The following is a 19330-nucleotide window of genomic DNA, read 5'->3' as shown; positions in this document are numbered from 1 at the left end:
TGGCTGTCCGGTCGGATCAGATGACGTACTGCGCGTGCGGGATGGCACGCTCCCACACTGCCTCGAACGCTGTCGAGCACAGCTTGGCCACGGCCGGCTCGGTGACCGTTTCCATGCCGAGGTCTGCCCATTGCCCGTCGCCGGTGAAGTGGTTGAAGACCACGGTGGTGCCGTCGAACAACCAGAAGTCGACGCCCGGAAGCGCCAGGTCGGTCGTACGGTGGCGCGGAAGCCAGCGGACCTCTTCCCCGGCGGCGATGTTGTGGGCGGCGGTCAGGGAGTGCTCCCAGCGGATGTAGTCGGAGACCGGCTCGGAGACGATCCGAGCCCGGCGAACCACCACCCCCCGGCCGGTGACCTCCCGCGTCAGGTCGGACCAGGAGCGGTATTCCTCGGCCGGGTCGAACGGGCGCCCCTGCTGCCACGCGATGAACACCGGGTCGTCGGTCATGTAGCTGTCGCGCATCTCCAGGTGCACGGCGGAGTGCTGCGCGGTGGCGAAGCCTTGGCGAACCGCTGACGTCACTGCTGGGCCTCCGGGCGGGGGATGAACTGGAGCATGTTGGCGGGGAGCCGGATCACGGTTTCGTGCTTGGGCACGTCGGTGGTGTGGCCGGGGATGGAGCCGACCTCCTGAGCCTCCTTGATCGTCGCGTTGTCCGCCTTCCATGACTGAATGATCAGGTCGCCGGTCTCCTCCTCAAGCCAGATGGTCGGCGATCCGTCGTTGGGCGTGTTGGGGTAGATCCCAAGGAACCGTAGTGTCATGGTGCCCTCCCGTACCAAGCCGGTTGCGTCCACTTGCACTCCTCACCGAATCGCAGGCGTGACGGAGCGTCAAGCGGCTTACGGGTCGACCGTGAGTCGCCGCACGGCCACTTCTATCCGACAGATACGGGTGGGCGGGTGGGCAGAACAACGTCAGCGACAACACAGCTCACGTTGTCAGGACCCCCCGCCGCATTGGCCTCATCGATCAGCAACTGCCCCGCGCCCTCACACGCGAGCAGCTCCTTGATCCGCTCGTCCGGGACGACCCCGGTCAGCCCGTCGGAGCACAGCAGATAACGGTCACCGACCCGAGCCTCGTGCAGCCGCAGATCCGGAACCGGGGCCATGCCGCCACCGAGGGCCTTCAGCAACAGAGCACGCTGCGGATGACTCGCGGCCTCCTCCATCGTCAGGCGCCCCTCGTCGATCAGGGACTGCACGACACTGTGGTCGTGGGTGATCCGGAACAGCTCGCCGTCCCGCAGCAGATACGCCCGCGAGTCCCCGATGTGGACCAGGGCCAGCTGCGAGCCCGTCCACAGCAGCGCGGTCAGCGTGGTGCCGTTCTCCTGGCCGCCCTCCGGGAGGTCATGGACGGCCTCGCTCGCCCCCTGTACCGCGTCCTCCAGCAGGTTCAGCACGCTGCCGGCCGCGATCTCCTCGCCCTCGTCCAGAAACCTCAGCGCCTCCACGGCCGCGCTGCTCGCCGGTGCCCCCGCCGGGCCGAACCCGTCGGCCACGGCGAGCAGCCTGCGGCCCGCGTACACCGTGTCCTGGTTGGCCGGGCGGACCTGCCCACGGTCGGAGTGGGCGGAATAACGCAGTTCCAGCATGGTGGTGTGATCCCTTCTCGACTCACCGGTCAGCTGGTCGACGAGGAACGCGGCGAGATCCCGCCGTACGGCCGTCTCCGCCTCGACCCGTGCCCAGTACGCCCGGATCTCCGCCGCGGCGTCCGCCGGGTCCAGCGCGCACACCGCGCGGATCTCGGCCAGCGGCATACCCAGCCGTCGCAGCCAGGCCACGAGCCGGGCCTGCCGAAGCTGCCCGACGGCGTAGTACCGGTACCCGGTGCCGGGGTCGACCCGGGCGGGCCGCAGCAGCTCCAGCTGGTCGTACAGCCGCAGTGCCTTCGGCGACAGCCGGCTGGCCCTGGCGAAGGCACCGATCGTCAGCAATTCCATGAGGCTCCTCGCGCTCCTCGTCGTCCGCCACCGATGCTGGGGCTTCACCAAAGGTGAAGGTCAAATGCGCTGTCATGGTTCCTGCGGTGCTTGTTAGCCTCACAGCCGATCGAACCGTCGTACGACAGGGAGCCCGCCGTGCCCCGAATAGCGCTCGCCACCTACGACCCCGGAGCCGAGCCGACCAAGGACCGCGACCTGCCGGTGCTGGTGCGGGCGCTGACGGACGGCGGGGCCGAGGCGGAGGCCCGGCACTGGGACGACCCGGACGCCGACTGGGGCGCCTACGATCTCGTCGTCATCCGGTCGACCTGGGACTACAGCTGGCGCGCCGAGGAGTTCGGGGCGTGGGTGGAGCGGGTCGGCGCCGTGACGCGCCTGGCCAATCCGCCCGCCGTGGTGCGCTGGAACTCCGACAAGCGCTACCTCGGCGAGCTGGCGGCGGCCGGTGTGCCGACCGTGCCCACGCGCTATATCGCTCCCGGCGAGCCGGCTGACCTGCCCCTCGATCACGAGTACGTGATCAAGCCGACCTCCGGTGCGGGCGCCCGGTTCGCCGCCCGCTACACCCCCGCCGAGCACGAGACGGCCGTACGACAGCTGTCGCGGATGCACGCGGAGGGCTTCACCGCGATGGTGCAGCCGTATGTGCGGGACATCGACGTCAGCGGGGAGCGGGCACTGCAGTTCTTCGGCGGCGGCCTGCTGCACGCCAGCCGCAAGGGCGCCGTCCTCGCGCCCGGCACCCCCTACGACGCCGACAAGGTCGCCCACCCCGACCTGGAGCCCTGGCAGCCCACGGACGCGGAACTCGCCGTGGCCGAGAAGGCGTTGACGGCCGTACCCGACAGCGCACCGGGGCTGCTGTATGCGCGCGTGGACCTCGTGGACGGGGAGGACGGGCAGCCACGAGTGATGGAACTGGAGCTGGTCGAACCCAACCTGTTCCTGTTCCTGCACCCGGCCTCGCTGCCACGCGTCACGGAGGCCATCCTGGCGGCGGCCGCAGAGGACTAGAGCCTGTCCGGCGCTTCAAGCGGGCCCTGGACCGACCCGACCGTGGCCCGGCAGGCCTCGGCGTACGCCCTGACCAGCGGGCGCCCCTCGTCCTCGCGGCGCCATGCCAGGGCGTAGCGGCTGGGGCCGATGCCGCGGACGGGGCGGGTGGTGACGCCGCCCAGGGTGATCAGCGGGGCGTTGCCCTCGGCGAGCAGGCAGATGCCGAGGCCGGCCACCAGTGCCTCGTACGTCTCCTCCGCCCCGGCGATCTCCGCGCCGATGCGCGGCGGCCGGCCGGCTCGGGCGTCCAGGGCGAGCCAGTAGTCGCGCAGCGGGCCCGCGGTCTTCGGCAGGGCGAGGAAGGGCTCGTCGAGCAGGTCCGCGAAGTCGATCTCGGCACGGGTCGCGAGCGGGTGCGTGTCGGGAAGGGCGACCAGGCGGGGCTCCTCGGCCAGCACCGTCCACGCGTAGCGCTCCTCGTCGGGCAGCGGCAGCCACACGAAGGCGACGTCCGCGCTGCCGTCCGCGAGGCCCGCCGTCGGGTCCTCCCAGCTCACCTGGCGCAGCCGGGCGGTGGCCTCGGGGTGCGCGGCGGTGAAACGGGAGCGGATGGCCGGCAGCAGCCCGCCCCGGCCGGGACTGGTGCTCATGCCCACCACGAGCGTGCTGCGCTGCGCCGCCTTGGCCGCCTCCACCGCGGCCGCGCCCTCCTCCCACGCGGCCAGCACCCGCCGGGCATGCGGCAGCAGCGCCTCGCCCGCGGCCGTCAGCGCCACCCCGTGCTGATCGCGCCGCAGCAGCTCGGCCCCCAACTGGCGCTCCAGCGCCCGGATCTGCTTGCTGAGCGCGGGCTGCGACACGTACAGCCGCTCGGCGGCGCGTGTGAAGTGCAGCTCCTCGGCGACCGCGACGAAGTAGCGCAGATCCCGGGCATGGACGTCCATGGTCATAACCATTGGCTATCACCGTGGGTCTTGGACGGGCAACGGCATCCGGCAGCAGGCTGGTCGTGTCAGGAAAGAGACAGGACTTACGGGGAGTTGCCGTGAACAAGGTATGGCTGGTGACCGGTGCGAGCAGCGGCTTCGGGAGGGCGATCACGGAGGCGGCGGTCGCCGCTGGAGATGTGGTGGTCGGCGCGGCCCGGCGTCCCGAGGCGCTGGACGACCTGGTGGCCGCGCACCCCGACCAGGTGGAGGCGCTGCGCCTGGACGTCACCGACGCGGCCGCGATCGAGGAGGCCGTACGGGACGTGGTGGCCCGGCACGGACGCATCGACGTGCTGGTGAACAACGCGGGGCGCACCCACGTCGGCGCCGTCGAAGAGACCACGGACCAGGAGCTGCGGGACCTGTTCGACCTGCACGTCTTCGGTCCGGCGGCCCTGGTGCGGGCGGTGCTGCCGCACATGCGGGAGCGGCGCTCGGGCGCGATCGTGCAGATGAGCAGCATGGGCGGGCAGATGTCCTTCGCGGGCTTCGGCGCGTACAGCGGGACGAAGTTCGCGCTGGAGGGCATGTCCGAGGCGCTGGCGGACGAGGTGCGGGAGTTCGGGATCAAGGTGCTGATCGTGGAGCCGGGTGCCTTCCGGACGTCGCTGTTCGGCACCGGCCGGGCCGGGGTCAGCGCGGACAGCGGGGTGTACGCCAAGGTGAGCGAGACCCGCGGGTTCGTCGAGAGCGGCGATGGTACGCAGCCCGGTGACCCGACGAAGGCGGCGGCGGTCATCCGGGCGGCGCTGGACGCGGAGCGGACCCCGCTGCGGTTGCCGCTCGGCGACGACGCAGTGGATGCCGTCCTGGGCCACCTCGTACAGGTTCGTGCGGACGTCACCGCCTGGGAGAAGGCCTCGAGGGCGACCACCTTCGACGACTGACCGGTCAGCCGGCCACGCCGTCGACCGCGGTCCGCTGGAGCAGCCCCCAGGTGAACTCGGCGACGACCTCGTGCCGTACGCCGTCCCGGTCCGGGGCGGTGAAGGCCAGCCCCCAGCGGCTGGGGGCCGTGCCCTCCAGCGGGCGGGCCGGGGCGAAGGCGCGGGCGGCCTCGTCCACCGTGCAGGACCACGGGGTGAGGTCGTCCAGGGTTTCCAGCTTCGGCGCCGGGGCACCGGGCGCGCGCACCAGCCACTCGTTCCAGACCGCGCCGTCGGGGGAGACCAGCACCTCGAAGCGCAGACCGGGCCAGAGGGGCAGCGCCCACTGCCGGGCCTCGCAGTCGACGTCGCCGAGGCGGCGCCGGACGACGGCCTCGGGCTCGCCGAGGACCGAGCGGTAGCGGGCGGCCGCGGACCGCGACCTCGGCGACCGGACCATCGCCTGCCACCGCTTGTTGGTCTCCCGCATGTCCGCGATCGACGCGCCGAGCGTGCGCCGGGCGTCCTCGACCAGGTCCGGGTTGTGGTCCGCCATGCGGCGCAGCAGCACCAGCTGGAAGTCGAGTTGCATGGCACCCATGGTGCCCGGCTCCGGCGCCCGCATCCCGAGGACTCCCGCCCATTGCCCGCGCACCCCGCGATGACTAGCCTGTGTTCGTCATGCCGATCGTCTGTTGAAATCTCGAACACAGACGCTTAGACCCAAGGGAGGGGGCCGGACGTGGGACGCCTCGTGCCTGCCGTGACCCGGGCTCTCGACATTCTTGAGCTGTTCCTGGACGGGGACGGGACGCTCTCCGCCCCCGACATCGTGCGCAAGCTGCAGCTGCCGCGCACCACCGTGCACGAGCTGGTCACCACGCTCGCCGCACGCTCGTACATCGTGCAGGTGCCGGGTCAGCCCGGACGGTACCGGCTCGGCGTACGCCCGTACCAGCTCGGCAGCCGCTACGCCGAGCAGCTCGACCTCGCGGCCGAGGGCCAGCAGGTGGCCCGCTCGGTCGCCGAGACCTGCGACGAGACGGTCCATGTGGCCATACTCGAGGGCACCGACGTCATCTACATCGCCAAGGTCGACTCCACGCACGCCGTGCGCATGGTCTCGGCCGCCGGTCGCCGGCTGCCCGCCCACTGCACCTCCGTCGGCAAGATGCTGCTGGCCTCGCTGCCGGAGCAGGAGCTGGCGGCGCGGATCCCGGACGACGCCGGGCTGGCCGCGATGACGCCCAACAGCATCACCGATCCGGCCGCGCTGCGCGAGGCCCTGGCGGAGATCCGGCAGCGGGGCATTGCGGTGGAGAGCCGCGAGTCCAACCCGGACGTGTCGTGCGTGGCCGCCCCCGTGCGCGACCGCGCGAGCCACGTGGTCGCCGCCCTCTCCATCTCGGTCCCCATGATCCGCTGGAACGACGAGCGGCGGGCCGAGCTGGAGCAGCTGGTCGTGAAGGGCGCGGCGGAGCTGTCGGAGCGGCTCGGCCACCGGAGCGTGGCATGACGTCGTACGAGGTCGCCGTGCGGGCGGAGGCGGCGCTCGGCGAGGGCCCGACCTGGGACCCGGCAACGGGCCGCCTCATCTGGGTCGACGTCCTGGGCATGCGCGTCCACACCTACGAACCCTCCTCCGGCCGCCGCACGATCCGTACGACTCAGCAGCACGTCGGCGCGGCAAAGCCCCGCGCGGGCGGCGGCCTGGCCCTGAACCTGCGCGACGGTGTCGGGCTCCTCGACCCCGACGACACCTTCCGCTGGCTTCACCACGAGCCCGTCCCCGGCCGCCGCGCGAACGACGCGGCCGTCGCTCCCGACGGGTCCCTCTGGGCGGGCACGATGCGCTACGACGAGGCGACGGGGGGCGGCACGCTAACCCGCCTCACCGGCGACGGGGACATACGGCTCGCCCTCCCCGACGTCACCGTCAGCAACGGCATCGGCTGGAGCCCCGACGGCTGCCTCATGTACTACGCCGACACCCCCACCCGGCGCGTGGACGTCTTCGACCACGACACTGAAGGCATCCGCAACCGGCGCACGCTCGTCGAGATCGAGCAGGGCGCCGGCTTCCCCGACGGCCTGACGGTCGACGCGGAGGGCTGTGTGTGGGTGGCGCTGTGGGACGGGGGAGCGGTCCGCCGCTACACGCCGTCCGGCGGCTTGGACCGCGTGCTCACCTTGCCTGCTCCGCGCACGACAGCTTGCACGTTCGGCGGTCCGGACCTGACTGATCTGTACATCACTACGGCTCGCACGGGATTGTCGGCACCGCATCCGGTGTCGGGTTCGGTGCTGGTGGTGCCGGGGGCGGGGAAGGGGTTGCCGCAACCTGCGTTCGCGGGCTGACCGGAACCGGCTGCGTCTTCGGCTGCGGGCGCGTGGGGGCTGGTCGCGCAGTTCCCCGCGCCCCTAGGGAGTTGCAGCCCCGTCGGCCGCATACGCACCCTGCGTAGCTGCGGGCAGTCGTGCCGCTGGGGCGGCACGGGTGGGCGCAGCGGCACCCCGCCGGCGCCGGGCCGCGCGAACCCACCCCCGCCCAGCCCCAGCCGACCCACGCCTACGAAACCCCCGCAGCCTTCCGCTCCTCCACAGTCAGCGGCGGAGCCGTGAGCGGGGGCTTCAGCGGCCCCACCGCCGCAGCGATCAACATGCTCGGGGTCAGCAAGGATTCCGCGCCCCGCTGCAGAGCCGTCACGTCCGTCACCCGGCGGGCAATGCGGCCGTTGCCCGTCGCGGTGTGCAGGAGGCGCCCGACGTAGGCGGACAGGAGGCGGTCCCGGAGAGTGGGGCCCGTCTCGGTCGCGCCGGGGTAGAAGACATCCGCCCCGATGGCCAGGTCCCAGGCCGCCCGAACCGTGCGCCCCACCGCCTTCTGGATGTGACAGGAGAGGCCGGGGGTGTCCAGGGAAGGCAGGCCCTGACGGCGGATCACCTCCCGCATCGCGAGGGCCGACTGGGCCGACACCGCCATCCCGTGGCCGTACAAGGGATTCAGCGCACACACCGCATCCCCGAGCACCACGAAGTTCTCGGGCCACAGCGGCATCCGCTCGAAGAAGTGGCGCCGGTTCGCGGTGGTCCGGGTCAGCGCCACCTCGGTCAGCGGCTCCGCGTTCGCCAGCAGCTCGCCGATGATCGGATGGCGAAGCTCCTCGCGGGCGTACCGGGCGAAGTCGTCGGCGGTCGTGGGCATGTCGTCGCCCCTGCCGCCGAACAGCGTGACGATCCACTTGCCGTCCTCGACCGGCATCAGCGCGCCCCCGCGCCCGGTCCCCGCGCCCCGTGGATCGGGTTCGATGTTGACGATCGGGAAACCGTCCCGTGCCGCCTGCTCGGGCGCCCGGAACAGCCGGCTGGCGTACACCAGCCCGGAGTCGACCTCCCGCCGCTCCGGCCCGGGCAGCCCCAGCTCGGCCAGCCAGTGGGAGGCCCGGGAGCCACGGCCGGTGGCGTCCACGACGAGGTCGGCCGACAGGGTGCGCTCGGCGTTGTCGTGGTCCCGGATCCGTACCCCGGTCACCGCCGCGTCCGTGCCCGTCAGGGCGACCGCCTCGGCCCGCTCCACCAGCTCGATGTCCCCGTCGGCCAGCACGAGTTGCCGTACCACCCAGTCCAGCAGGTCCCGGCTGGCCGGCAGCATGAACGCCGATTCGGCCCACCGCCGGTACCAGCCGTGCGGCGACAGCGCCACCATGCCGGTGGTCATCGGCACCCGGCTCACCCCGGCTGCCCGCAGTCGCCCGATCGCCCCGGGCAGCAGCTGCTCCAGCGCCCGGGCCCCGCCCGACCACAGCTGGTGCACGTGCCGGGCCTGCGGCAGCCCCTTGCGCGGCTCGGGCCCCGCGGGCAGTGCGTCCCGCTCGACCACGGTCACCCGGGCGCCGGTCGAGGCCAGGGCGCGGGCCGCGAGCAGGCCGGCGAGAGAGCCGCCGAGCACGACGGCGACGGGCTTGCGTTCAGTCATGTACGGCAACGCTCTCTGCTGGGACGGCCGCACGCGCGCGGACCGCCTCGATGTCGTCGGGACGGCGCAGGGCCCGGGAGACGGCCGCGATCTCCTGGAGCAGGCTGGTGGTGTCGGGCCCGGCGGCCGACTCGGCCGACTCGGGCGGCTCGGGGTCACGGGCCTTCGCCTCGATCGCGTCGAGGATGCTCACCGCGGCCGCCAGCGCCCGGGCCCGGGCCGGCGGATGCCCGAGGTCGAGCGCGGCGTCGTACGACCGTCTGTTCAGGCCGGTGTCGATGTGCCGGGCCAGCGGCAGCAGCACGTCCCGGATGAAGGTCTCGCGCCGGGTCAGCCGCAGCTCGGGCGTGGCCCGCAGCACGAACGGCACGCCCTCCCCGCTCGTGGACCGCATCAGCTGGTACAGCGGCCGCAGTTCGCGGTGGGCGAGCCGGACCCGCCAGCGGTCGTGCAGGTACTGGCCGGCGTGCGGCAGGATGAAGCCGACGGCGATCATGATGGCGGACAGGGCGGCGACCGGCGGGGCGAGGTTGGTGCTCAGCCAGTCCAGGTCCTGCCCGCACCAGCGCGCGACGACGGCGATCAGCTTGCTCGCGTCGAAGATCAGGTTCAGTACGTAGCCGGCCCCCAGCAGCTTCAGTCCCCAGCGCAGCCACGCGTCCAGGCCCTCGGTGCGCACCCAGTTCCAGATCAGCTTGGAGGTGATCAGACAGGCCACGGCGTGCGCGACGAGGTAGAGCAGGATCTCCTCGCGCATGAACGGGGTGGTGGCGTAGTACGTGTCGAGGTCCCGCAGCCGCTCCACGGGCGCGTCGGCGAGCAGGAACAGCACCCACAGCGCGACGACCACCCCGGAGTAGACCGAGACGACCCAGCGCATCGCGCGCCGGGTGGCGGCCGAGCGGTCGGACAGGCCGTTGCGCCAGGTGATGATCAGCAGCAGACAGGATCCGCAGAACGCGGTGATCAGCGAATAGCACCAGGGCGCCGAGATGTTGGGGACGCCGGTGAACCGGTTGACGGCGGCGATCGTGGACGGGGTGCAGAACACGAACACCCCGCAGGCGAGCAGCAGCAGTCCGCCGACCGCGCGCAGCAGCGGGTCCCGCCACAGCCGGATGATCGTGGGCAGCTTGATCACCAGGGCCGCGGTGAGCACCGCGGTGGGGATCCAGAAGGAGATGTAGAACTCGCTGAGGAAGTCCGAGGGGTCGAGTGCCAGCAGGGTCACCGCGCGGCTCCGCCTTTTTTGGTCGCTCGGTTCGTCTCCGGGGTGCGCCCCTTCGGCTCACTCGCTCGGTCGCGTCCGCGGTAGCCGAGGGAGCGCTGGACCGGGTCGAGGGGCGTGCCCGGGCCGGGACCGGTGAGGTAGGGCCGGAACAGCGTGGCCAGGCGGTGGCCGAAGTCGTCGGCCTCGGCCTCGTCCACCTCGCGGGAGCCGTTGCGGGCGGCCACCGTCAGGGCCATGTCGCGCCAGCGGGGCTCGCCCGCGAGTGCGCGGGCCGCGGCGGCCCCAGGCAGGCGGTGGTGCCGGTGCCCGGTGTGCAGATGCCACAACTCGTGTCCGAGGATGACCAGTTGCTGCACGGCCTCGGCCCGCTCCTCCACGATGACCAGGTCGAAGTCCTGGAACTCCACCCACAGGCCGGTGACCTCGATCTCGTCCGGGAAGCGCTCGAAGCGCAGCTCCACCGGCCGCCCGGCCCGTCGTGCGGTCATCTCCTCGCACAGCGCGTGGCACAACTCGCGGACACCGTCGGGTGGTTGTGGTCGCGCGCGGAGGGCGGTGGCGAGGTCGGCGGCCAGGGCGCGCATCGCCGGGCCCGGGCGGGAGCCGTACAGCCATGCGGCCAGCCGCGCCGCCCGCTGCCGCGCACCCGCGATGGTCATCGGTCCCCCTTCTCACCGCCGGTGTGCGGTTCGTCCGAGCGTACGCGCCTGGATGTGTCCGCGTCAGGTGATCGGACGACCGTCGTTCAACGCGGAACGACTGCTTCCCCTCCCGTGACGAGCGAAAGCCCGCCTCCAACCCATTGACGCGCAAGCGCTTCGATTCTACGGTCCCGTTCGAAGTTACGGGCAATATTCGATATCCCGAACGGTGGCGCAACACGAAAGGCACCCATGAGCAAGAGCACCGCCCGCTTCACGCTGGACCCCGCCTTCACGATCGGCGAAGTAAGTCCCCGCCTCTTCGGCTCCTTCGTGGAACACCTCGGCCGCTGTGTCTACACCGGCATCTTCGAGCCCGACCACCCCACGGCCGACGCCGAAGGCCTCCGTACCGATGTCCTCGACCTGGTCCGCGAACTCGGAGTCACCACGATCCGCTACCCCGGCGGCAACTTCGTCTCCGGCTACAAGTGGGAGGACTCCGTCGGCCCCGTGGAGGACCGCCCCCGCCGCCTCGACCTCGCCTGGCACTCCACCGAGACCAACCGCTTCGGCCTCTCCGAATACATCGCGTTCCTGAGGAAGCTCGGCCCCCAGGCCGAACCCATGATGGCCGTCAACCTCGGCACCCGATCAGTCGCCGAGGCTCTCGAACTCCAGGAGTACGCCAACCACCCCGAAGGCACCGCCCTGTCGGACCTCCGTGTCTCCCACGGCGACAAGGACCCCTTCGGCATCAAACTCTGGTGCCTCGGCAACGAGATGGACGGTCCCTGGCAGACCGGCCACAAGACGGCCGAGGAGTACGGCCGGATCGCCGCCGAGACGGCCCGGGCCATGCGCCAGATCGACCCCGCCGTGGAACTGGTGGCGTGCGGCTCCTCCAGCCAGTCCATGCCCACCTTCGCCGCCTGGGAGGCGACCGTCCTCCAGGAGACGTACGAGCTGGTCGATCACATCTCCCTGCACGCCTACTACGAGCCGGTCGACGGCGACCTGGACTCCTTCCTCGCCTCCGCCGTCGACATGGAGTCCTTCATCGAGAACGTGGTGGCCACGGCCGACCACGTGGGCGCCCGCCTCAAGTCCAAGAAGAGGATCAACCTCTCCTTCGACGAGTGGAACGTCTGGTACCTCTCGCGCTGGGAGGAGTACGCGAGGACCCTCGACCGGACCGGCTGGCCGGAGGCCCCCCGCCTCCTGGAGGACAACTACAGCGTCACCGACGCCGTCGTCTTCGGCTCGCTCCTCATCGCCCTGCTCCGGCACGCCGACCGTGTCACCGTCGCCTGTCTCGCCCAGCTGGTCAACGTGATCGCGCCGATCATGACCGAGCCGGGCGGCCCGGCCTGGCGGCAGACGACGTTCTTCCCGTTCGCGCAGGCCTCGAAGTACGGCCGGGGCGAGGTGCTGGACGTGCGGGTGGACTCGCCGACGTACGAGACGAAGAAGTACGGCGAGACGGACCTGCTGCACGCCACCGCCGTGCGCGCGGCCGACGGCACGGTCACGGTGTTCGCCGTGAACCGCAGCCGTACGGACGCCCTGCCCCTCGAAGTCGCCCTGAACGGACTGGAGTTGACGCACGTCACCGAGCACAGCGCGCTCGCGGACGCCGACCCCGACGCCCGCAACACCCTGGACCACCCCGAGCGGGTCGCCCCGCACCCGGTCGAGGGCACCGCCCTGCGCGACGGCACCCTCACCGCCGTGCTGGAGCCCCTGTCCTGGAACGTGATCAGGCTCGCCTGAGCGGTCTCAGCGGCCGGGGGAGAGCACCGGAGTCACCGGTGTCCCCCCGGTCGCCCGGCCCAGCAGGGTCAGCTGGACGTTCCCCGGGCCGGACTCCGTGGTGAACTCCGAAAGGACCGCCAGCGCCAGGGTGTTGGAGCCCCGGGTGCGCAGGATGCCGTTCGGCAGGACGAAGGTGTGCTGCGGGCCGACGTTGTTGATGTACTGGCCCATGTTCCAGCCGTTGAGGAAGATCTGCGCCCGGTAGGCCCGGTACGGGTCGTCCTCCAGGGTCAGGCCGATCGAGGCGTCGATGTCGGCCGGGACCGACAGCCGGAAGCTGGTCCGGTACCAGGTCACGCCCTGCCGCCGCTCGGCCCGCGGGAAGCTGACCGTCTTCCAGTCGCTGTCGCTGTCGCGGAAGCCGGGCAGGTGCCAGCCCTCGCGCTCGCCGTACAGGCCGCCGTTGTTCTGCGGCCCGCGCACCGGGTCCGGTGCTGCCTCGCCCTGGATCCGCCAGGTCACCTTCGGCGCGGCCCCCTTGAAGAGGGCGGCGGTGAGGCCGCGGGCCACCTTGTGGGTGTCCAGCGCCTTGCCGTCCTGGTCGTGCTGCATGCGCCGGACCAGGACCGACAGCACGTGCCGGCCGGGCGAGCGCAGCCGTTCGTCCACCGGGAAGACCGCAGTGGCGTCCCAACTGCCCTTCCTGACCGTGGTGTTCTTGTCCGGCACGGGCATCCGGTGGGTGCCCAGCGGCTCCCCGTCCAGCCATGCCATCAGCAGGCCCTGCGTGCCCGTGGTGTAGGCGAGCGAGACCTCCTCGATGCCGGCGGAGTCGCTGAACGTGCCCCGGTACCAGACGTCCCCGTAGTGGAAGCCGTAGTCGTCCGCGAACAGCACCGGCCGGTCCTCGGGGACCGGGGTGACGCTGTACGACGACGTCCGGTCCGCCTTCTTCCAGGACGAGTCGTCGAAGTTGGGCCCGGCCTCCGGGTTCTCGGTCCGCATCCGCCAGCGGTCCAGCCGGGGCAGCACGACCTCCGGCACGGAGGGCAGCATCCCGGTCGTCATCACGCTCTGGGACATGGTGATCCGGGCCGGCACCTTGCGCCCGTTCCACACCAGGCTTGTGATCCCGCGCGGCCCCCACACCTCCACGCTGGTCTCCTCGGTGACGTCACCCGTCAGGTGGACCTCGGAGCCGCGCACCTCGGCGTGGCGCAGCAGCGAGGGGCCGTACACCAGCAGGGTGCCGGACGGGGTGTCGTACGGGAAGATCCGCACGGCGGTGGCGTCGTCGGCGAAGAGCAGCAGCAGCGGGATGTCGCTCTCGCCCTTGGCGACCAGCACCCGGGTGAGACCGCCCTGCCCGAGGATCGCGTTGACGTGCAGTTCGTTGCTGTCGTACGCCCAGGCGCCCTCCGGGTCGAGCCGGGTGACGTAGGGCTCCTCCGGGCACTTCAGGACCAGTTCCGCCATGTCGTCGCGGCGGCCCGCGAACACGGCGATGTCCTGCCGCCCGGCCGTCACGCACAGCATGGGCTGGGTGGTGGAGTACTTCAGCGTCCGGTGGCCCAGGCGGAGTCCGGTGGTCAGCATGCGGGCGTCGCGCGCGGGCACGGTGATCTTCAGGTCCCCCGCGTCCGTGGGCAGGTCGGTGGTGACCGGCTCGGTCCCGTCGTTGCGGGCCACGTACACCTGGGTGCCGGTGTCCGGGTTGGAGAGGTGGTAGACCTTCAGCCCTTCCGCCTTGACCTCCGCGGCCCGGTCCAGCCGGGCGAAGTCGGGCACGCGCTGGAGCAGATGCCCGAGCTGGTGCATCGGGGCGATCTTGTCGGTGACGTTGCGCGCCTCGTCGATGGCGGCTCCGTAGTCGTACGACGTGTAGACGACCGGTGCGGGCAGCCAGCCCCACGACGTCCCGCCGAACGTCATGTACACGTTGTGCAGGGTGATGCCGTTGGCGAGGTTGGTGAGGTAGAAGCGGCGCTCGTAGGCCGCGTCCCGGGTGCGCCGCGACTCGGCGTACCCCTTGCCGTCGAACCAGGACCCGCCCCACGGGTCGAACCAGCCGCCCCCGAACTCGGGCATGAACCCGGGCGTGCGCGGCGAGGCGGTGGACCCGCCGGTCGGCCCGCCGGGCCCGAAGGTGCCCCAGTCGGGCGGCGTCTGGGACGGCGACGGATATCCGTCGAACCCGTACAGCCAGCCGCCCTTCTCCCCGCCGGTGTCGAACGCGCCCGGGACCCAGTGGCCGTTCCTGCCCTTGTCGTTGTGGAAGAGCGGGACGTCGATCCCGTCCTCCCTTACCTTCTTGTAGAGGTGGGACATGTAGTCCCGGCCGGTCGCCTCGTCGACGTGGGAGTCGTACTCGTTCTCGATCTGGTAGAGCAGGATCGTGCCCTTGCCCTGGGTGAACAGGTGCCGGCGGGCGATCCGGTTCACCTGGGTCAGCCATTCGTCGACGTGCGACAGATAGGTCGGGTCGGCGGTGCGGGCCGTCCCCTTGGTCGCCGTCAGCCAGCCCGGGAAGCCGCCGCCGTCGACCTCGGCGTTGATGTAGGGGCCGGGCCGCAGGATGACGTACAGGCCGGTCTCGGCGGCCATCCGCAGGAAGAGGTCGAGATCCCGGACCCCGGAGAAGTCGTACCGGCCGGGCGCGGGGGAGTGGTAGTTCCACGACACGTAGATGCTCACGGCGTTGTACCCGTGCGCCCGCATCTTCTGCAGCACGTCCCGCCACAGGGACGGGCTCGGCAGCCGGAAGGGATGCATCTCGCCGGACCACACGACCAGCCGCCGGCCGTCGACCAGCAGCGAGTAGTGGTCGTACCCGATCGTGTGGTGCTGCCCGTCGGCGCGCGGCGGGGCGGGTGCCGGACCGGTCGGCACACTGCGCGCCGCGTACGCCGAAGGCGCCCCGGGGCCGCCGCTGCCGCCCAGGGCGAAACCGAGCGCGGCCGAGCCGGCGAGGGCACTGAAGGTACGTCTGCTGAGCGCCAAGGTGGATCCTCCCGGGCGATCTTACGGGGGCGCGGTCCGGCCATTCTCCATGGAGATACGCCCCACAATGGACCCATGAGGATCTCGGCACGGGCGGATTACGCGGTACGGGCGGTCCTGGAGCTGGCCGTACGGGAGGGTGACACCCCGATGAAGGCCGAGGAAATCGCCGCTGTACAGGACATTCCGCACAAGTTCCTGGAGGGCATCCTGGGCGATCTGAGGCGCGCCGGAATCGTCGAGAGCCGGCGCGGGGGAGGCGGCGGTTACCGGCCGGCCCGGGCCGCGGCCGCGATCACTGTGGCGGACGTCATCCGGGCGGTGGACGGCCCGATCGTGTCGGTACGCGGAGAACGCCCGACGGACCTGTCCTACACGGGCACGGCCCAGCCGCTGCTGCCGCTCTGGATCGCTCTGCGTGCCAACGTCCGCCGCATCCTGGAGGGCGTCACGATCGCCGACCTCGCGGCGGACGCGCTGCCGGAGCCGGTACGGGCCCTGGCGGCGGAGCCGGCGGCGTGGGAGAACCCGTAGCCCGCCGGGCGGCCTGTGAACGGTCCGAAGTGAATGGCCGGAGTTCGCCCTGCCGGGGTGGAGCGGGGCTTCCTACGATTCCCTCGCCTCCCCCTCCTTCACAGGTTCCACACAGCTTCTGCAAGGTTGAACGGACGGGTCGGAGGCCGAAACCCCCCACTCGACATCTGGAGAAAGCATGGCTGGTGGACTCCTCCTGAGCGGTGCCTTAGCCGCTCTCCTCACCACCGCGATACCCGGCTCGACCTCCTCCCCCGTCTTCGACGACCCGCCGCCGGACAAGATCGTCATCGACGTGGCCACGGTGAACGGCTCCGGCTGTCCCGCGGGCACGGCCGCCGTGGCCGTCTCCCCGGACAACACCGCCTTCACGGTGACCTACAGCGACTACCTCGCCCAGGCCGGCGGCAACTCCGACCCCACGGCCTTCCGCAAGAACTGTCAGCTCAACCTCGTCGTGCACGTCCCGCAGGGCTTCACCTACGCGATCGCGAGCGCGGACTACCGCGGCTTCCTCTCGCTCCAGCAGGGCGCGACCGGCACGCAGAAGGCCTCGTACTACTTCCAGGGCTCGCCGAACACCGCGGCCAAGACCCACCCGTTCGGCGGCCCCTACAACGACGACTGGCAGGCTACCGACAGCACCGACTGGGCCCAGCTGGTCTGGGCTCCCTGTGGGGTGCTGCGCAACTTCAACATCAACACCGAGCTGCGGGTGTCGGCGGGCACCCAGGCTCCCGGCAAGGTGAGCTTCATGACGATGGACTCGACCGACGGGGACATCAGCACGGTGTACCACATGGCGTGGAAGACGTGCCCGCACAAGTGACGCAAGCCGAGACGTAACCGACTACTGCCGAGGCGCGTCGAACTCCTGGGAGACCACCTCGACGCGCCCGGTGGCAGGATCGGAACGTACGGTGTCCAGGCCCATGCGCTCCAACTCGGCGAGCGTCGCCGCGTGCGTGGTGGTGTTCAGGGCGAGCATGGCCACCTGGGGGCTTCCCTCCCCGAGCACCACCTCCCCGCCGAGCAGCGTCTCGGTCAGCCGGTGCGCGGAGGCCGACGGCAGCGGCTCGTCGACGGCCATGTGCAGCATCAGGTGCTCGAACCCGGTGTCCATGCGGCGCGCGTGCGACACCCAGACCGTACGGACGGCCGGGAAGTCCCGGATCCGCCGGGCGAGGGCATCCCGCAGCGCCACGGCTACGGGGTGTGTCGACCAGGTGAGCTTCAGCTGCTGCCCTCCGGCCTGCTGACCTCGCTCGCGCAGCGTCTGGGACAGCAACGGCAGCGGTACGCGCGCCCAGTTCGTGGCCGAGTGGAGCGCGAGGACACCGACGCCGGTCTGCTGGGAGATGTCCAGCAGCCGCAGGGCGTCGCAGTGGACGGCCCCGGCTGCCTGCGGCAACCGCTCGGCGCAGCACGCTTCGCTGACGTAGCCGGGGAGGAGGGGGCTGCCGTCCTCGCTGTTGCGCAGGAACATCACCGACCCGTTCGCCTGCACGGGCACGAAGACGCCGTGATCGGCGAGGGCGGCGAGCAGTTGCTGCGACTCCGACGCTGCGGCGCCACGGTCGAGGATGTCGGCGAGGGCCCCGTTGATGGTCATTCGGGCAGCATAGGTCAACTGTGTGGAGTTTCCTGGAGGTTGCTGTCGGAGGGAGGAGGGGAGGGGAGTGGGCGGCTTGGTACCGCCTCTACGTAAGTCGATTACTGTGCGTGTTGACGCTCGCATGGGTCGTCAGTGGTTCGACGTTGACCTATGGGTGATCTGAGCAGCCGCTCTTTGCGGTTGGGGCGCATGGGGGCGCGAGTTGTGAGCGGGACTCTCCTCGCGCGCCGCCTGTTTTGCTTACTCAACGTGATCGTGACTCTGATAGTCCTGTGTACGCAGCGTGACGACGCCTCGTCGTCGCGTTCTCATGTGTCACGGGATCCGAGGGAGAGTCATGCCACTCGAGACGGCGACAGCACCGGCCGCGGGCGCGGAGTCGGCCCAGCAGCGGGAGCAGCAGAGCCTCAGCACCGCGGCGGCGCGCAATCTCGCCACCACCACCAAGTCCGAACCCCAGATGCAGGGCATCAGCTCCCGCTGGGCGACCCGCATGCTGCCCTGGGTGAACGTGCCCGGTGCGACGTACCGGGTCAACCGCCGCCTGTCGTTCACCGTCGGGGACGGCCGGGTGTCCTTCGTGAAGACCGGCTCGAAGGTCCAGGTGGTCCCCGCCGAACTGGGCGAACTGCCGCTGCTGCGCGGCTTCTCGGACACCGACGCGCTCGGCGCGCTGGCCGACAAGTTCGTGCAGAAGGACTTCACGCCGGGCCAGGTCATCGTCCAGGCGGGCCGCAAGGCCGATCACGTGTACCTGATCGCGCACGGCAAGGTCGAGAAGATCGGCGAGGGGCCGTACGGGGACGAGGTCGTGCTCGGGCTGATGGCCGACGGGGACACCTTCGGCGGTCAGGTGCTGGCCGGGCAGGCCAGGAAGTGGGAGTTCACGGCCCGCGCGACGACCGCCACCACGGTGCTCGCGCTGCCGATGACGGCGTACAAGGCGGTCGCCGACCGGCACGAGGCGCTGCGCAGGCATGTGCAGCAGATCAGTTCCGACGGGCACCGCAAGGTGAACCGGTCGGGCGAGGCGGCGATCGAACTCAGCTCGGGACACGCGGGCGAGGCGACCCTGCCGCATGCCTTCGCCGACTACGAACTCTCCCCGCGCGAATACGAGTTGAGCGTGGCGCAGACCGTGCTGCGGGTGCACAGCCGGGTCGCCGACCTCTACAACGAGCCGATGAACCAGACGCAGCAGCAGTTGCGGCTGACCATCGAGGCGCTGCGGGAGCGGCAGGAGCACGAGCTGATCAACAACGCGGAGTTCGGCCTGCTCCACAACGCCGACTTCGACCAGCGGATCTCCACCTACTCGGGCCCGCCGACCCCGGACGACATGGACGAGCTGCTGAGCATGCGGCGCAAGACCCGCTGCTTCCTCGCCCACCCCAAGGCGATCGCCGCGTTCGGCCGCCAGTGCAACAAGCGGGGCCTCTACTTCGGCGGCATCGAGCTGCACGGCAACCATCTGCCCGCCTGGCGCGGGGTGCCGCTGCTGCCGTGCAGCAAGATCCCGATCAGCGAACAGGGCACGTCGTCGATCATCGCCATGCGCACCGGCGAGGACGACCAGGGCGTCATCGGCCTGTACCAGACCGGGATCCCTGACGAGGTCGAGCCGGGCCTGAACGTGCGGTTCATGGGCATCGACGAGAAGGCGATCATCTCCTACCTGGTCAGCACCTACTACTCGGCCGCCGTCCTGGTGCCCGACGCCCTCGGTGTCCTGGAGAACGTCGAGATCGCCCGTACGAACGGGAGCTGAC

18 protein-coding genes are annotated in these 19330 nt (G+C 71.0%); 8 read left to right on the top strand and 10 right to left on the bottom strand.

Translation table 11 applies throughout. The annotated features are described in order from the left end of the window. Positions 1-16: 16 nt before the first annotated feature. From ACFYZZ_RS11820 to ACFYZZ_RS11810, 3 genes are all read right to left on the bottom strand, one after another. Complete coding sequence (locus ACFYZZ_RS11820; protein WP_389174141.1) at positions 17-526, bottom strand: DUF6879 family protein; 510 nt, start codon at positions 524-526, stop codon at positions 17-19. Next, complete coding sequence (locus tag ACFYZZ_RS11815) at positions 523-768, bottom strand: hypothetical protein (protein ID WP_389174138.1); 246 nt, start codon at positions 766-768, stop codon at positions 523-525. Before ACFYZZ_RS11815 ends, ACFYZZ_RS11820 begins: the two co-directional genes overlap by 4 nt. 113 nt (positions 769-881) lie before the next feature. Further along, the gene (locus tag ACFYZZ_RS11810) at positions 882-1955 is read right to left on the bottom strand and encodes a MerR family transcriptional regulator (RefSeq protein ID WP_389174135.1); all 1074 of its coding nucleotides are present in this window, start codon (positions 1953-1955) and stop codon (positions 882-884) included. A gap of 138 nt (positions 1956-2093) precedes the next feature. On the opposite strand from ACFYZZ_RS11810, the gene ACFYZZ_RS11805 reads away from it, so the two are divergent. Beyond that, the gene (locus ACFYZZ_RS11805) at positions 2094-2972 is read left to right on the top strand and encodes a RimK family alpha-L-glutamate ligase (RefSeq protein WP_389174133.1); all 879 of its coding nucleotides are present in this window, start codon (positions 2094-2096) and stop codon (positions 2970-2972) included. Here the strand turns inward: ACFYZZ_RS11805 and ACFYZZ_RS11800 are convergent. After that, on the bottom strand, positions 2969-3904 hold the full coding sequence (locus ACFYZZ_RS11800; protein WP_389174131.1) for a LysR family transcriptional regulator: 936 nt from the start codon (positions 3902-3904) through the stop codon (positions 2969-2971). The genes ACFYZZ_RS11805 and ACFYZZ_RS11800 overlap by 4 nt on opposite strands. Positions 3905-3999: 95 nt before the next feature. On the opposite strand from ACFYZZ_RS11800, the gene ACFYZZ_RS11795 reads away from it, so the two are divergent. Next, the gene (locus ACFYZZ_RS11795) at positions 4000-4830 is read left to right on the top strand and encodes an oxidoreductase (protein WP_389174128.1); all 831 of its coding nucleotides are present in this window, start codon (positions 4000-4002) and stop codon (positions 4828-4830) included. A gap of 4 nt (positions 4831-4834) precedes the next feature. Here ACFYZZ_RS11795 and ACFYZZ_RS11790 read toward each other — a convergent pair whose 3' ends face one another. Beyond that, a complete protein-coding gene (locus ACFYZZ_RS11790) occupies positions 4835-5401 on the bottom strand; it encodes a hypothetical protein (protein WP_389174125.1) in 567 nt (188 codons plus the stop codon). 150 nt (positions 5402-5551) lie between these two features. On the opposite strand from ACFYZZ_RS11790, the gene ACFYZZ_RS11785 reads away from it, so the two are divergent. Both ACFYZZ_RS11785 and ACFYZZ_RS11780 read left to right on the top strand, forming a co-directional pair. Continuing rightward, positions 5552-6325, top strand: a complete 774-nt coding sequence (locus ACFYZZ_RS11785) for an IclR family transcriptional regulator (RefSeq protein WP_389174123.1) — start codon at positions 5552-5554, stop codon at positions 6323-6325. Next, complete coding sequence (locus ACFYZZ_RS11780) at positions 6322-7167, top strand: SMP-30/gluconolactonase/LRE family protein (protein ID WP_389174121.1); 846 nt, start codon at positions 6322-6324, stop codon at positions 7165-7167. The genes ACFYZZ_RS11785 and ACFYZZ_RS11780 overlap by 4 nt, the downstream gene beginning before the upstream one ends. A 211-nt stretch (positions 7168-7378) precedes the next feature. Here the strand turns inward: ACFYZZ_RS11780 and ACFYZZ_RS11775 are convergent, their stop codons facing one another. Genes ACFYZZ_RS11775 through ACFYZZ_RS11765 form a run of 3 tightly spaced genes read right to left on the bottom strand, consistent with a single transcriptional unit; the run spans position 7379 to position 10675 of the window. Next, positions 7379-8785, bottom strand: a complete 1407-nt coding sequence (locus tag ACFYZZ_RS11775; protein WP_389174119.1) for an NAD(P)/FAD-dependent oxidoreductase — start codon at positions 8783-8785, stop codon at positions 7379-7381. Further along, positions 8778-10016, bottom strand: coding sequence for an MAB_1171c family putative transporter (locus ACFYZZ_RS11770; protein WP_389174116.1), 1239 nt, complete (start codon positions 10014-10016; stop codon positions 8778-8780). The genes ACFYZZ_RS11775 and ACFYZZ_RS11770 overlap by 8 nt, the downstream gene beginning before the upstream one ends. Beyond that, positions 10013-10675, bottom strand: coding sequence for a toxin-antitoxin system, toxin component family protein (locus tag ACFYZZ_RS11765; protein ID WP_389174113.1), 663 nt, complete (start codon positions 10673-10675; stop codon positions 10013-10015). Before ACFYZZ_RS11765 ends, ACFYZZ_RS11770 begins: the two co-directional genes overlap by 4 nt. Before the next feature lie 234 nt (positions 10676-10909). On the opposite strand from ACFYZZ_RS11765, the gene ACFYZZ_RS11760 reads away from it, so the two are divergent. Continuing rightward, on the top strand, positions 10910-12430 hold the full coding sequence (locus ACFYZZ_RS11760; RefSeq protein ID WP_389174110.1) for an alpha-N-arabinofuranosidase: 1521 nt from the start codon (positions 10910-10912) through the stop codon (positions 12428-12430). 6 nt (positions 12431-12436) lie between these two features. Here ACFYZZ_RS11760 and ACFYZZ_RS11755 read toward each other — a convergent pair whose 3' ends face one another. Then, positions 12437-15412 carry a beta-galactosidase gene (locus ACFYZZ_RS11755; protein ID WP_389174107.1) on the bottom strand — a complete coding sequence of 992 codons (2976 nt, stop codon included), beginning with the start codon at positions 15410-15412 and terminating at the stop codon, positions 12437-12439. Between the two features lie 75 nt (positions 15413-15487). Here ACFYZZ_RS11755 and ACFYZZ_RS11750 point away from each other — a divergent pair, with 75 nt between their 5' ends. Then, on the top strand, positions 15488-15946 hold the full coding sequence (locus ACFYZZ_RS11750) for an RrF2 family transcriptional regulator (RefSeq protein ID WP_389174104.1): 459 nt from the start codon (positions 15488-15490) through the stop codon (positions 15944-15946). Between the two features lie 178 nt (positions 15947-16124). After that, a complete protein-coding gene (locus tag ACFYZZ_RS11745) occupies positions 16125-16775 on the top strand; it encodes a DUF4360 domain-containing protein (RefSeq protein WP_389174101.1) in 651 nt (216 codons plus the stop codon). Positions 16776-16796: 21 nt separating this feature from the next. On the opposite strand, the gene ACFYZZ_RS11740 is transcribed toward ACFYZZ_RS11745, so the two are convergent. Beyond that, a complete protein-coding gene (locus tag ACFYZZ_RS11740) occupies positions 16797-17558 on the bottom strand; it encodes a hypothetical protein (RefSeq protein ID WP_389174098.1) in 762 nt (253 codons plus the stop codon). 340 nt (positions 17559-17898) lie between these two features. Between ACFYZZ_RS11740 and ACFYZZ_RS11735 the strand changes: the two genes are divergently transcribed. Continuing rightward, the gene (locus ACFYZZ_RS11735; RefSeq protein WP_389174096.1) at positions 17899-19329 is read left to right on the top strand and encodes a family 2B encapsulin nanocompartment shell protein; all 1431 of its coding nucleotides are present in this window, start codon (positions 17899-17901) and stop codon (positions 19327-19329) included. Position 19330: the final 1 nt, after the last annotated feature.

The organism is Streptomyces sp. NPDC001816, assembly GCF_042892235.1.
In the GTDB taxonomy this organism is placed as follows: domain Bacteria; phylum Actinomycetota; class Actinomycetes; order Streptomycetales; family Streptomycetaceae; genus Streptomyces.
Note: the sequence above shows the minus strand (reverse complement) of the source record. Positions and strands in the feature narration are given on the sequence as shown.

Coding starts and splice junctions, on each gene's coding strand:
- ACFYZZ_RS11735 (WP_389174096.1), top strand. CDS start 17,899: ATGCCACTCGAGACGGCGACAGCACCGGCCGCGGGCGCGGAGTCGGCC.
- ACFYZZ_RS11810 (WP_389174135.1), bottom strand. CDS start 1,955: ATGGAATTGCTGACGATCGGTGCCTTCGCCAGGGCCAGCCGGCTGTCG.
- ACFYZZ_RS11750 (WP_389174104.1), top strand. CDS start 15,488: ATGAGGATCTCGGCACGGGCGGATTACGCGGTACGGGCGGTCCTGGAG.
- ACFYZZ_RS11780 (WP_389174121.1), top strand. CDS start 6,322: ATGACGTCGTACGAGGTCGCCGTGCGGGCGGAGGCGGCGCTCGGCGAG.
- ACFYZZ_RS11790 (WP_389174125.1), bottom strand. CDS start 5,401: ATGCAACTCGACTTCCAGCTGGTGCTGCTGCGCCGCATGGCGGACCAC.
- ACFYZZ_RS11760 (WP_389174110.1), top strand. CDS start 10,910: ATGAGCAAGAGCACCGCCCGCTTCACGCTGGACCCCGCCTTCACGATC.
- ACFYZZ_RS11800 (WP_389174131.1), bottom strand. CDS start 3,904: ATGACCATGGACGTCCATGCCCGGGATCTGCGCTACTTCGTCGCGGTC.
- ACFYZZ_RS11765 (WP_389174113.1), bottom strand. CDS start 10,675: ATGACCATCGCGGGTGCGCGGCAGCGGGCGGCGCGGCTGGCCGCATGG.
- ACFYZZ_RS11745 (WP_389174101.1), top strand. CDS start 16,125: ATGGCTGGTGGACTCCTCCTGAGCGGTGCCTTAGCCGCTCTCCTCACC.
- ACFYZZ_RS11740 (WP_389174098.1), bottom strand. CDS start 17,558: ATGACCATCAACGGGGCCCTCGCCGACATCCTCGACCGTGGCGCCGCA.
- ACFYZZ_RS11815 (WP_389174138.1), bottom strand. CDS start 768: ATGACACTACGGTTCCTTGGGATCTACCCCAACACGCCCAACGACGGA.
- ACFYZZ_RS11775 (WP_389174119.1), bottom strand. CDS start 8,785: ATGACTGAACGCAAGCCCGTCGCCGTCGTGCTCGGCGGCTCTCTCGCC.